The sequence below is a fragment of the Nostoc sp. FACHB-133 genome (assembly GCF_014698055.1).
Classification (GTDB): domain Bacteria; phylum Cyanobacteriota; class Cyanobacteriia; order Cyanobacteriales; family Nostocaceae; genus Nostoc.
This window is the reverse complement of record NZ_JACJSH010000007.1, coordinates 1-12,108: the sequence shown is the minus strand read 5'-3', so window position 1 is coordinate 12,108 and position 12,108 is coordinate 1. Positions and strand designations below refer to the sequence as shown.

The 12,108-nt window shown below is 45.4% G+C and carries 13 protein-coding genes; 6 read left to right on the top strand and 7 right to left on the bottom strand.

Going from position 1 to position 12,108, the window contains the following annotated elements:
• Positions 1–58: 58 nt before the first annotated feature.
• A complete protein-coding gene (locus H6G86_RS07835; protein ID WP_190933845.1) occupies positions 59–1,027 on the bottom strand; it encodes a DUF1822 family protein in 969 nt (322 codons plus the stop codon).
• A gap of 119 nt (positions 1,028–1,146) precedes the next feature.
• Between H6G86_RS07835 and H6G86_RS07830 the strand changes: the two genes are divergently transcribed.
• Complete coding sequence (locus tag H6G86_RS07830; RefSeq protein WP_190933844.1) at positions 1,147–1,371, top strand: hypothetical protein; 225 nt, start codon at positions 1,147–1,149, stop codon at positions 1,369–1,371.
• Between the two features lie 289 nt (positions 1,372–1,660).
• On the opposite strand, the gene H6G86_RS07825 is transcribed toward H6G86_RS07830, so the two are convergent.
• From H6G86_RS07825 to H6G86_RS38155, 5 genes are all read right to left on the bottom strand, one after another.
• Entirely contained in the window at positions 1,661–2,524 is an 864-nt protein-coding gene (locus H6G86_RS07825) for a fatty acid desaturase (protein WP_190933843.1), read from the bottom strand.
• Positions 2,525–2,742: 218 nt separating this feature from the next.
• Positions 2,743–3,504: a biliverdin-producing heme oxygenase gene (locus H6G86_RS07820; RefSeq protein ID WP_190933842.1), complete on the bottom strand. Its 762-nt coding sequence runs from the start codon at positions 3,502–3,504 to the stop codon at positions 2,743–2,745.
• A 28-nt stretch (positions 3,505–3,532) separates the two neighbouring features.
• Complete coding sequence (hemF, locus tag H6G86_RS07815; RefSeq protein WP_190933841.1) at positions 3,533–4,597, bottom strand: oxygen-dependent coproporphyrinogen oxidase; 1,065 nt, start codon at positions 4,595–4,597, stop codon at positions 3,533–3,535.
• A 414-nt stretch (positions 4,598–5,011) separates the two neighbouring features.
• Positions 5,012–7,165: a hybrid sensor histidine kinase/response regulator gene (locus H6G86_RS07810; RefSeq protein ID WP_199338196.1), complete on the bottom strand. Its 2,154-nt coding sequence runs from the start codon at positions 7,163–7,165 to the stop codon at positions 5,012–5,014.
• Positions 7,166–8,254, bottom strand: a complete 1,089-nt coding sequence (locus H6G86_RS38155; RefSeq protein WP_199338195.1) for a PAS domain-containing protein — start codon at positions 8,252–8,254, stop codon at positions 7,166–7,168.
• 394 nt (positions 8,255–8,648) lie between these two features.
• On the opposite strand from H6G86_RS38155, the gene H6G86_RS38575 reads away from it, so the two are divergent.
• Both H6G86_RS38575 and H6G86_RS38570 read left to right on the top strand, forming a co-directional pair.
• Positions 8,649–9,089 (top strand): Crp/Fnr family transcriptional regulator, encoded by a 441-nt coding sequence (locus H6G86_RS38575; protein ID WP_242064730.1) that lies wholly within the window; start codon positions 8,649–8,651, stop codon positions 9,087–9,089.
• Between the two features lie 13 nt (positions 9,090–9,102).
• Complete coding sequence (locus tag H6G86_RS38570; protein WP_242064729.1) at positions 9,103–9,291, top strand: helix-turn-helix domain-containing protein; 189 nt, start codon at positions 9,103–9,105, stop codon at positions 9,289–9,291.
• A gap of 80 nt (positions 9,292–9,371) precedes the next feature.
• Here the strand turns inward: H6G86_RS38570 and H6G86_RS07800 are convergent, their stop codons facing one another.
• The gene (locus tag H6G86_RS07800) at positions 9,372–9,911 is read right to left on the bottom strand and encodes a PAS domain-containing protein (RefSeq protein WP_190933840.1); all 540 of its coding nucleotides are present in this window, start codon (positions 9,909–9,911) and stop codon (positions 9,372–9,374) included.
• Positions 9,912–10,349: 438 nt separating this feature from the next.
• On the opposite strand from H6G86_RS07800, the gene H6G86_RS07795 reads away from it, so the two are divergent.
• Genes H6G86_RS07795 through H6G86_RS07785 form a run of 3 tightly spaced genes read left to right on the top strand, consistent with a single transcriptional unit; the run spans position 10,350 to position 12,010 of the window.
• On the top strand, positions 10,350–11,201 hold the full coding sequence (locus tag H6G86_RS07795) for an STAS domain-containing protein (RefSeq protein WP_190933839.1): 852 nt from the start codon (positions 10,350–10,352) through the stop codon (positions 11,199–11,201).
• Positions 11,202–11,211: 10 nt separating this feature from the next.
• Positions 11,212–11,625, top strand: a complete 414-nt coding sequence (locus tag H6G86_RS07790) for an STAS domain-containing protein (RefSeq protein ID WP_012408853.1) — start codon at positions 11,212–11,214, stop codon at positions 11,623–11,625.
• The gene (locus H6G86_RS07785) at positions 11,612–12,010 is read left to right on the top strand and encodes an anti-sigma regulatory factor (RefSeq protein WP_190933838.1); all 399 of its coding nucleotides are present in this window, start codon (positions 11,612–11,614) and stop codon (positions 12,008–12,010) included. The genes H6G86_RS07790 and H6G86_RS07785 overlap by 14 nt, the downstream gene beginning before the upstream one ends.
• Positions 12,011–12,108: the final 98 nt, after the last annotated feature.

Sequence of the window (12,108 nt, the reverse complement as noted above, 5' to 3'; positions counted from 1 at the left end):
TTAATTAACCAATTAGCACTTAATAAATTACCGACAAGAGGGAAAATAACTGGATGTTTTAAATCCGAAAATGCTCAGTAATGCTAGTATCATTAATGGCTACCCTAACACTAAATTGTTCTGTAGGTTCACCGCGAAACTGTAACTGAATGTAGTTGTCTGATTTTCTCGATTGAGCATCTAGAAATACTGCTCCCGAACTATCTAGAACGGTGAGATGAACTCCGGGTGGTAAGTAGATTTGATTCCCAGTGGCGTGCAATTGCAGATGAATACTGGTTTGTTGATCTTTTTCTGGACTGATTTCCACAATCAACATAACGGGTTGGTTAAGAATTTGGATACCTAAATCAATTAGTTTTGCGCGTTTAGTAATTGATTCTGGTTGATTGAGGGCATTGAGTTCTAAAGTCTCGGTACTACGAAAGGCATAAACTGGTCTAAGTTCCGGCAAGTTCCACAAAGATTCAATTGTTTGCCAACCTGCCTCAAATATACCAGTAAACCACTGACTCAAATTCACGAGTGAACTAACTGGAGATTGACGCAATTCTCCCAAGTGGTCGATAAATGCTTCCAATGGTTGTAGTTGTTTTAAAGGCAGTGTTTCAGTTGCGACACTGGCAATAAAACCAAGCAGCCTTGCTTCTTGGAGTAATTCATCAAATTGAACTACTAAATAACCCACCCGTTCTTCCCAGGTCTCTGGGGGAATGGAACATATCTGTTGATGCTGATGGACAGGGCGACACTCTAGACGACCAACTGAGGGCAATTCTAAGTCAGCAACATTTCCACAGAGGCGCATGATGGGGTTCCAGCTGTCGCTAGCTTGGAGGTTGGTAGGAATATCCATCATTTCCAAGTAGTCATTCACCACCCACACAGCTAGCGTATTCAGCCGAACTTGCTCTGCTTTTTCCGAATTTGGCTGTTGGTTAGCAAATTTCTGGGCAGTGATCCGAGCTAATTGGGGAATCGGTAATGTTAAAGCGAAATCGTCTAGCTGATAGGTGGAGTTATTCATAAATCAATCTTTAGTGATCAATGCTGCTATGTACATATCATCCGCATTCACTAAATTTATGCCACAAAATAGAGAATGATTATTAGAAAAATTTAATTAGGGATTGGGAATTGGGGAAAATGCGATCGCTGCAAGAACTGACTCGGATGTTTGACCAACAGGAATTGTTGTGGGGAAAAGCAGTCAAAGTTTCACAACAAGTATTGTCACAAAAGTTTCTCAGTTTTCCAGCAGAGCTTTTTGAGCGGGTATTTCATGACTTGCTGCCACATTTACGAGTACATTGGCATTCTAGGCTAAAAAGACCTCTGTCACTTGCGGTCAAATACGCAAGCAAGAATTAATGGCTGTACAGCATCGGCATCTCATCAACAACTACTTGGGGATTTCCATGTGAAACTTTGTCCTTAACTTGTAAACGAGAAAAGCGCTCTCTAGATAAGAGAGCGCTGATATTGTGGAGTTGAGGAACAAAAACAAAGAACTAGCTAGCAACACTAGGAGTAGCCAGAGCTATAGCTTCAACTGAAAGCTTTGCATAGATAGTCATTAAAAATAAATGCTTGAGGTTGAGGAAAGGGGTAAATCTGGCAAAACAACTTCCACTCTTATACCTACAGATTGCCACAAAATCTACAAATCTTCAGCTTTTATCGCCTGATCAGGTGGCAGGTTGACATCTTTTGCCAAACCGACTGTTTTCAACAATCCAATTGCCCACCAAGTCATATCGATTTCCCACCAGCGCCAACCACATTTGGCTACATGAGGATAGGCATGATGATTATTATGCCACCCTTCGCCATAGGTGAGAATAGCTGCCCACCAAAGATTACGAGAATTATCATTGCTGTCAAAAGTGCGGTATCCCCACATATGAGTGACTGAGTTGATCAACCAAGTCGTATGCCAGAGAATCACATATCTGAAAAACACACCATAGATAACGAATGACCAACCGCCAAGTGCATAAAGCAACAATCCAACTGGAATTTGCAGTAGTAGAAAGTAGCGATTGAGCCAACGGTAAAAGGGATCTCGCGCTAAATCAGGAGCAAATCGCTGATAGCGCTCATATTTAAAGAATTCTGGACGTGGATAAAAAATCCACAGCATGTGACTCCACCAAAAACCTCGGCGCGCAGAGTAAGGATCTTTGTATTCGTCTTCAGTATGAGCATGATGCAAACGATGTCCAGCCACCCAGAAGATCGGCCCTCCCTGTAAAGATAGCGCACCCAAAATGGCGATCGCATATTCTAACCACCGAGGTACTTTAAAACTGCGATGACTCAATAGTCGGTGGTAGCCTAAGCAAACCCCGATACTGCCAAATAGCCAGTGTAGAAACACAGCTATACCCAATGCACTCCAGGAGAAAAACCAAGGAGCCAGCAATGCCAGTGCATGAATAGTAGTAAAAAATACTACTGCCACCCAATCTAGCCGTAGAGACTGGGGGTTCTCTGGCAAAGTTTGTAATGAATTAAATCTCACGAAATACTTCCTCAACAACCACAAATTTAATCAGATTGGGGATTGGGAAAAGATACGAAAACGCAGAGATATCATGAAGCGCTGAGGCGAAGAAGCTATCAAAATATGGCGTTGCATAGTTGCAGAATGATTTAGCAACTTCCAAAATTCTCCCCCCGCTTGCCTCAATTGATCCCACTGTTCTGCAACGTCGAAAATATTACTATGCATCTACATAGCTAAATGCTGTAATCCACTCTCATCATCTTGACCCCAGCACTTTCAGAAGCAGTGTATGTGCTACCAACTTGATCTTGGCGAGTAATCAGGTCAAAGATATGCTCACCAATCACAGCCTTCACATCTGCTTCCAACTCATGAATAACATCTCTATTCAGAGTAAAGGCATAGTTTGCCTCGTCTACAATCTTCTGAATCATTGTTTCATTTAGAATTAGAAAATTCAATGCTTGACGGTACTGCTCTTTAAATTCCCGTCTAGCTTCCGGGGTAGGAATCTGTTCAAATTCATGCATTGCAGTACCGCGATCGCTTGGTAAATCCATTGCCGATCGCGCAATATTTTTCAATGCTTGCCCACCCGATAAATCTCCCATGTAGCGAGTATAGGCATGAGCAATCAGTAACTCCGGTTGTGTATTGGCAACGACACGAATGCGATCAACATATACCTGACCCGCTGGAGAGGGAACAATCTGCGATCGCCAATTTTCACCGTAATAAAAGGCTAAATCTTTCTCCAAATTTGCCTGACGATGCAGTTCAAGAAAGTACATCATCCCAACAATCGGGTGATGCTGATAGCGCTGTAGTTCTTCTTCCAAAGCGCTGTAGACAAAGTAGAGATCCGCCAACAATTTGCGAAAAAAGCTCTTTTCTACTACACCTTTGAGAAAGCATTTCATAAACGCCGTGTTTTCCGTCATTGTGTGAGAATGTTTCGTGCCTTCTCGCAAGCGAACATCTAAATGGCTGCTCATGGTGAAACCCTTATTACTAAAAATGTTGTTATTTTTGGACAAAAGTCACATTAGTCCAATCTTTGGGCTGGAGAAATATTTCGGTAAGTTGTGCTTCGGGTGTGCCTGGTTCTGGTTCATAGCAATATTCCCAGCGTGCTAGAGGTGGTAGAGACATGAGTATGGATTCAGTTCTCCCATTGGTTTGCAGACCAAAAACAGTTCCCCGGTCATACAGCAGATTAAACTCTGCATAACGACCCCGACGGTACAGTTGGAACTGACGTTGGCGATCGCCATATTCTATTCCCTGTCGCCGTTCAACAATGGGCAAATAAGCGGGTATAAATGCTTGACCGCAAGACTGCACAAAGGCAAAGATATCTTCCCAGTTCCGAGATACCGTTCCTACTTGCTGACTGTAGAGTGCTGCGGGACTATCTGTTTGAGAACCAACATAAAGCTTGCCACTAGCATCCTGATAGTCAAAGAAGATGCCGCCAATGCCTCGTTGTTCTTGGCGATGTTTTAAGTGGAAGTATTCATCACACCAAAGTTTAAAAGCTGGGTAATACTCTTCATGGTGAACATCACAGGCATTTTTGAGCGTCTGATGAAAGTGAATTGCATCCTCGGCAAAGGGGTAGTATGGTGTTAAATCAGCCCCACCACCAAACCACCAAATCGGGCCTGCCTCAAAGTAGCGGTAGTTGAGATGTACCGTTGGTACGTAGGGATTACGGGGATGCAATACCATTGAGGTTCCTGTGACAAAAAACTCATGTCCGGCTGCTTCTGGACGTTGAGCCAAAATTGCTGGAGGTAGGCTATTTCCCCAAACTGCCGAAAAGTTCACACCACCCTGTTCAAATACCCGCCCTTCTCGAATCACGCGAGTACGTCCTTCTCCGCCTTCTGCTCGTTCCCAATGGTCTTGTTGAAAGCGTGCTTTTCCATCCAGTTGCTCTAAGACTGTGCAAATTTCATCCTGTAAGTTCTGCATGAATTGCTGCGATCGCTGCCGTGAATCCTTGGGTATTATGTTGGTATCTGATGCCAGTAATGTTGTGCGATTTCTAGATTCTTGCAGAGAATTCTCGGAATGACGACCCATGTTAAAACCTCTGAAACTTTGAGTAAGAGCAATTACTACTCAATAACTTTATAGCTATGTAGTTGAATTGCGTCAGAGAAGTTTCAAAACTTAATAAATTATTTCAACCCATGTTAGTTTACCTGATCAAACCCATTGATACTGAGGCTTTACGGGGAACGGTTCATTAGCTATTAGGCAAGATAGCAACAGACTCTACGTAGTGAAACAAATATGAATGCAATACAATCTTTGCCAGATTCACAGTTTTCTTCTGTCTATGGTTCTGTCAAGCTTTGAGCTATATGCCTATATAGCTATATGTACTTTGTATGATTTAAAATCATCAACATAAAACCAGCTATTAAATCTCAAGTTCTTGAATTTTAGTTGGAATTTACAGTTTGATTCACCGATCAGATGCAGGATAAGTTGTCATGGGATGATAACCGTTGCGATCGCATCCAGCAGGCATTGCGGGTAGAGCGGTTTTGCCAGATGCACTTGAAATCCGGCAACGAGGATTTTCTGTCGATTCGTTTCACCTGCATAGGCGGTCAGTCCGATCGCTGGAATATCCCGGTTGAATTGAGGCGGTAAAGCGCGAACCTGACGAATGAAGGTGTAGCCGTCCATTTCTGGCATCCCAATATCGCTGATGAGCAGATCGAATTGAGCTTGGGTCAGTAACCGCAAGGCTTCAGTAGCAGAGGAGACTGCCCGCACGGTCGCGCCTTCCTGCTCCAGTACAACCTTAACCAGTTCTAGAGAATCTGCCTCATCATCTACCACTATCGCTCGCAGATTCGCTAAATTCAGCGTTTGATTGTTGAGGTAATCAGGAGCATCGGGACTTGGTACAGGCATTAATGGCAACTGCACCGTAAAGGTTGCCCCAAGCCCTTCGCCGGCACTTACAGCCGTAATGGTGCCGCCATGCGCTTCGACCACCTGACGAGCGATCGCCAGCCCTAAGCCCAATCCGCCAAAAGAACGAGTCGTAGAACTGTCTTGCTGTTGGAATAACTCAAAGACATGAGGCAAAAATTCGGGTTGGATGCCCTTTCCGGTATCACTTACCTGAATTTGAGCATGACGATCAACAGAGGTGAGTTGCACCGTCACCCGTCCCCTTATAGAGTTGAATTTAATCGCATTCGACAGTAAATTCCAGACCACCTGTTGCAGCCTGTCTGCATCCCCTCTCACCTGCCCTACCGATGGATCAAGCAACACCTCAAACTGAATCGCTTTTGCTTCTGCGGCTAAACTAACGGTTTCTAAAGCCGCCGCGATCGGCTCAGATAAATCGATAGCTCCAAAGCTAAGGGTGAGTTTGCCACGAATTATCCGAGAGATATCGAGGAGATCCTCAACAAGTTGCGCCTGTTGCTTGGCATTGCGCTCGATCGCGCTTAACCCCTTCTGGAGTTTGTCGGAACTGACAAGGGGTGATTGTAGTAGTTTTGCCCAGCCCAAAATCGGGTTAAGCGGTGTTCGTAGTTCGTGGGAGAGAACAGCAAGAAATTCATCTTTCATGCGGTTGGCACGTTCTGCTGCTTCCCGTGCCGCTTGCTCTTGTCGAAGTAGCTGTTCCCGTTGGGCTTCGGCTTGTTTTTGCTCTGTAATATTCAATACCGTACCACTGAAACGTAGTGGTTTTCCTTTTGCATCATAGTAGGCTTGGCCTTTTGCCTTAAGCCAGCGTTCAACTTTATCCTCAATGCCGATTGTCCGATACTCGGTGTCATAAAAGCCACCTGATACTGGGTTGAGCGCCGCTTGAATAATTTCCTGAAGGCGATCGCGGTCATCGGGATGTAAGCCCTCAAAAAATAACTCAATGCTACTCTCACCATCGGGCGATAGCCCAAACATCGCTTTGCAGCCTGTATCCCATTTCAATTCTCCTGTAATGAGATTCCAATCCCAGGTTCCCAATTGGGCAGAGGTGATTGCCATACGTAAACGGTCTTCATTCTCCCGCAGGGCTTCCTCTGCCTGTTTGCGATCGGTGATGTCAATAACTGAACCGATGTAGCCCTTATATTGACGATCCGCCCCAAACCAGGGGCTTGCTGCATCGATCGCCCACTGATACTCCCCGTCCTGACGGCGTAAACGGTATTCTGCCCGAAAGGCTTCGTGACGACTATTAGAGCTTACAAATTTTTCTCTAGCAAATGCACAATCCTCTGGATGCAACGCGTCCAGCCAACCAAAACCCAGTCCCGTTGCTTCGGTTTGCCCTGTGAATTCGTACCAGCTTTGGCTGAGGTAAGTGCAGTATCCGGTGGCATCAGTGACCCAAACCATTACAGGTGCATTGTCTGCCATACTGCGGAATCGTTCTTCACTCTGGCGTAGGGCTTCCTCGACTTGAATCTGTTCGGTGATATCTTCACAAACGGTATTGATACCAATTACGCGATCGCCATCCTTTAACGGCAAGAAGCTTTCTAGCCAGACACGCTGTACTCCTGGTTGTGCTGGAGTTTCCCCCCGAATTTCGACGTTTAGTAGTGGTTCTCCCGTTTCTAAGATCGGGCGCAGCAACTCTTCGGCAGTATCTGCAATGTTAGGTAGCAACTATCGAATTGTTCGCCCAATGTGTTCCTCTATGGAAAATCCATTGATTTCTGCCAATCGCTGGTTAATCCGCACAAAGCGCAGATCGGTATCGAGAACGTTCAACCCTATCGGAGCAGACTGGTAGATGGTTTCAATTTCAGCCAGTTGTCTGTGCAAGGTTGCCCGACTTTCCTCTAATTCGGCTTCTAGTCGCTGACGTTCTGTCACATCTGCCGTCATACCAATCAATCGGGTTAACTGTCCCTGTTGGTCAAACAGCGCGCGTCCGCTTTCCTCCAATATCACGATTTGACCATCCGGGCGCACGAATCGATAGGTGATTTTGTAAGTACTGTTCTCAGGTGCAAGTGCCTGTAAGCCTGCCAAAAGGCGATCGTGATCGTCAGGATGGACTTGTTGAAAATAACTGGTACCTGTGTCCTGTTGTGCCGATGACGACCTTAACCCCAGGATGGAAGCAGATTGAGGCGATCGCTTGACCACATCAAGGTTTGGCTGCCAGTCAAAGGCAAACATCCAGGCAACTTCCATTGCCAACTGGTTGCGCTCTTCGCTCTCCCGCAGTGCTGCATTTACCTGCTCTAACTGGGCAGTTCGTTCGGCAACGCGCTGTTCTAGTTCTTGGTTAGCGTGTTGTAGAGCGGCTTCCGTCTCTTTTTGCTGGGTCATGTCACGGGCAACGCAGTACATCACTCCTCGGTCAATCTGCGGTGATGCTGTCCATGCCAGCCATCGGTAGCTGCCATCCTTCGTCCGGTAACGATTCTCGAAATAGAGCGTTGGTACTCCCGTATTCAACTTCTCCATTTCTCGCAGTGTGGCAGAGTGGTCATCTGGATGCACAAAGTCCAGAAAAGGACTGGCTAAGAATTCTGCTTCTGAGTAACCGAGGGTTTGGGTAAAGACAGGGTTGATCCGTTTAAAGTAGCCATCCAGGCCAATGACCGACAGCAGATCGAGCGATCGCTCAAAGAAAAAGGCTTCTTCAGATGGCGATGCTGAATCACCATCTTCCTGAGTGTTTACGGCTGGGAAGCTTTGCGATTTTAAAGGAGGATCTGCTTCACACAAGCGCATTTGCTCCATAACAAACAACTATATTAGCTGATTTCTACCCAAAATTGCTTACTGCCATTTTGGTTTGATCCTTAGCCTGTATGGGAATGTAGTAAATTATATTTGATTTTTGAAAAAACTTAGTACAACTCAAAAAGCCTTCTTTACCTATTGCCTCTTCAATATTACTAGGTTAAAGGGAAAAGGAGTGGAGGGCTAGATATATAAGGTTCTTTTCCCTTTAACCGACAAGTATTGGATGAAATCCCACGCCGGATAGTGTAATGTAAGTTGCTGTATTATTTATTTTCAAAGTTAGGAGGATCAACAATAGCTAAGAAACAAACTTAAACAGAAATATGACTACTGAAAACCTTCTGCTTGCTGCTTTGCCTCCTGATTTGTACAAGCAGCTCAAAAAAATATGGAGCAGGTTGAGCTTTCATACGGCGAGATCCTCAACCGACCCGGCGAAACCATAGAAGAAGTCTACTTCCCTCTCACCTGCTTGATCTCAGTCACCATTACAATGATAGATGGCATCACAGTTGAAGCCGGAGTGGTCGGAAGCCGCGAGATGGTAGGGATCAACGCCTTCATGGGCGGTCGGGAAACGACGCAGACTGAGTATATTGTCCAGGTACCGGGCAAAGCGGTAAAAATGAAAGCAGATTTGCTGCTCCATGAGTTCGACACCAATAAGTCGCTGCGCGACGTGATGCTGAAATACACGCAGGCTTATATGGCGCAAATCTCGCAGAACGTTGCCTGCAACCGCCTTCATACTATAGAACAACGCATGGCCCGTTGGCTGCTCGAGTCCAGTGACCGTCTCGACTCAGATCATACTGTTCCTATCGCATGAGTTCCTCTCTCACATGCTGGGCGTTCGCCGCGCTAGTATCAGCGAGACCGCCAGTTTATTACAAGACAAAGGTCTCATTCAATACAGTCGAAATCAAATCAAAACCATTGATCGGCAAGGACTAGAAGAGATTTCCTGCGAGTGTTATGGGGTAATCAAACAGGAATACGATCGCCTGCTAAACTTTAAGCTAAAGAGATAAAACTCTTTCTCATCTTTCTAGCGCTAATAAAGGCTGTTGCGATACATGATGGATGTCGCGCACCATCCAGCGCCAGCCTGTTAAATTACCTTTAAAGCTACAGTTATAGCAGCCTCAAAAGGCTCACATTTACGGGGCTGTATGTGTAATATCGACTCTTGCACATAGTCACATTCACACTCGTGTATTTGGTTTAGTAGGCAACGAAACGCTTGACGTTCTTCGACTGCGATAAAACAGATTAACGGTTTGTTTACCAAAAATCGCTGTTGAAGATTGAATAGTATGGCAGCCGCACTATTAGCTGACTGAATTTTCCCTTGTGTGTCACTTACTAAATAAGCATTTGGTATGAACTCGAATAGGTCTTGGTAGCGCTTGTATTCCTCTCTAAGCCGCGCTTGTACATTTACCAATTTTTGACTTTGCTCGAACAGTTTCTCTGTAGCTATTTCTAGGGTTTTTGAAGCAGTCTCAAGTTCCTTCAAGGCCGCTAACAGCAAATCGGCTTCTGGCTGTACTGCGGTGTTCGTATCTTGGTGCAAGTTAGCTAAATACCCTTGTAATAACTGTAACTGATGGGTAAACATATCTAGGTTCACGAGCAATTCAGGTGACATCCCAGTTGAAATTCCTGAATACAAGGAAAGTTACTCAATTTATAATCGGTTATTTGACGTTGAGAGTCCGTCCGATACCGTACCATTGAGTGTATAAGCATAATGCTTTTACCAAAGCTCAACAAAACCGCGATCGCAGCAATCAAATCAGTGTGGCTGAATTACTATAAATACCGCAGCGAAAAGTGTATCGCGTCGTTTCCGCCTTTCCTGAAGTTTTTAAGATAAGCATCGTTAACAGCTTATGCTGGAGAATCCGATCAAAAACAAGCTCTCGCAGCAGGTTTTTAAAGACACTTATCCCAACCGATTGATCTCGAAGAACTAGTAGAAGCGATCACTAGTTTAATGTGAGCTGCCAACGAACGGCTTTCACGTTGGTCTGAATCAGCATACACTGATTTTGGACTAATCAAAGTGGTTGCCCTTATAGGAACAATGAGCGAAAGTAAGATACCAGAAATCCTGGAAACCTTCGAGGCAGACTTGCTGTCAGAGTGGACGCAGGAGTTAGCCAATGTCAATATTCGGAAAGGCTTGATTAAAGAAGCCGAGCTAAAGGAGGAGTGCCGGGAATTCCTGAGCTTGTTTCGGAGTGCCGTTGGGCATGGCAAGTTGACCAATATTCAGGCAGGGGTGTGGCAAGATATGCGGGAGATACTAAACAGCATTTCTCGATCGCGATCGCAAAAAGGCTTCACACCGGCGGAAACAGCTACATTCGTCTTTTCGTTCAAGCAACCCCTCTTCAACCGAATGCGTCAGCAATTGAAAGACCCCATTGAGTTGGGTGAAGAGATTTGGCTAGCCACCAACTTACTGGATCAACTGGGATTGCTGACAATTGAAGTGTATCAAAAGGCCCGGGAAGAGGTGATTTTGCGACAGCAGGAAGAGTTGATGGAGCTGTCTACCCCAGTGATTAAACTCTGGGACGGAATTCTGGCATTACCCATTATTGGCACCCTGGATAGTGCCCGCACGCAAATGATGATGGAGTCATTGTTGCAGAAAATTGTTGAAACCGGGTCAGAAATTGCCATTATTGACATTACCGGGGTTCCCACCGTGGATACCCTCACAGCTCAACATCTGCTCAAGACCGTTACTGCTGCCCGTCTTATGGGAGCTGATTGTATGATCAGTGGTATTCGTCCTCAAATTGCCCAAACAATCGTTTATCTCGGTATTGATTTGACTGATATCACAACGAAGGCAACCTTAGCCGATGCCTTTCTCATAGCGCTAAAACGTTTGGGAGCGACCATTACTCGCTCTCAACCCAAATAGGTAGGAACCAATGGAACGTATTCCTATACTCAAAATGGGCAATTTCCTGCTGGTGACAATCCAAGTGGATATGTATGATCGCCTTGCCATGACTTTACAGGATGACTTGACCAACCGCATCACTCAAACTCACGCTCACGGTGTCTTGATCGATATTTCTGGATTAGAAATTGTCGATTCCTTCATTGGGAGGATTTTAGGCAACATTGCCAGAATATCACGGGTATTGGATGCCCAAACAGTTGTCGTTGGGATGCAGCCTGCTGTGGCAATTACGCTGGTGGAATTGGGGCTGTCGCTGACAGGCATTCGCACTGCCTTAAATGTAGAAAAGGGAATGGCACTGTTGCGATCGTCACTCAATGAAACCACAAATCAGGTGATTGCCACTCAATGGCGTGCAGATGACGATGCAGAAGACTGAAACAATCGACATTCAATCTTCTACAGATGTAGTCTTAGTTCGGCAAGCCGTGCGCCATCTGGCCGTGGAGATTGGCTTTGGCTTAGTAGACCAAACTAAAATTGTCACCGCCGCCAGTGAGTTAGCCCGCAATACCCTAGACTATGGGGGAGGTGGCACAGTCAAGCTAGAAACGCTTCAGGAAGGGAGACGAAGAGGACTCCGGCTGACCTTTGAAGATCGGGGCCCGGGAATTCCCGATATTGATCTGGCGCTGAAGGATGGGTTTACCACGGGTAGCGGATTGGGTATGGGATTGAGCGGTGCTAAACGACTTGCTAACGAGTTTGAGATTCAGTCTGTAGTGGGAGAAGGAACACGGGTAATAATTGTACGATGGAAATAAGTAGGACAGGGTGAAAAAACCAAATTGTGTAAAGATAAGTAAATACACATAATGTATCTACCACGGTAACAGGTATATGGGCAGCCGTTTAAGGGTAT

Excerpts from the sequence above, each read along its gene's own strand:
- H6G86_RS07835 (WP_190933845.1), bottom strand. The coding sequence starts at position 1,027 with ATGAATAACTCCACCTATCAGCTAGACGATTTCGCTTTAACATTACCG.
- H6G86_RS07830 (WP_190933844.1), top strand. The coding sequence starts at position 1,147 with ATGCGATCGCTGCAAGAACTGACTCGGATGTTTGACCAACAGGAATTG.
- H6G86_RS07820 (WP_190933842.1), bottom strand. The coding sequence starts at position 3,504 with ATGAGCAGCCATTTAGATGTTCGCTTGCGAGAAGGCACGAAACATTCT.
- hemF (WP_190933841.1), bottom strand. The coding sequence starts at position 4,597 with ATGGGTCGTCATTCCGAGAATTCTCTGCAAGAATCTAGAAATCGCACA.
- H6G86_RS38155 (WP_199338195.1), bottom strand. The coding sequence starts at position 8,254 with ATGGAGCAAATGCGCTTGTGTGAAGCAGATCCTCCTTTAAAATCGCAA.
- H6G86_RS38575 (WP_242064730.1), top strand. The coding sequence starts at position 8,649 with ATGGAGCAGGTTGAGCTTTCATACGGCGAGATCCTCAACCGACCCGGC.
- H6G86_RS38570 (WP_242064729.1), top strand. The coding sequence starts at position 9,103 with ATGCTGGGCGTTCGCCGCGCTAGTATCAGCGAGACCGCCAGTTTATTA.
- H6G86_RS07800 (WP_190933840.1), bottom strand. The coding sequence starts at position 9,911 with ATGTCACCTGAATTGCTCGTGAACCTAGATATGTTTACCCATCAGTTA.
- H6G86_RS07795 (WP_190933839.1), top strand. The coding sequence starts at position 10,350 with ATGAGCGAAAGTAAGATACCAGAAATCCTGGAAACCTTCGAGGCAGAC.
- H6G86_RS07790 (WP_012408853.1), top strand. The coding sequence starts at position 11,212 with ATGGAACGTATTCCTATACTCAAAATGGGCAATTTCCTGCTGGTGACA.
- H6G86_RS07785 (WP_190933838.1), top strand. The coding sequence starts at position 11,612 with ATGCAGAAGACTGAAACAATCGACATTCAATCTTCTACAGATGTAGTC.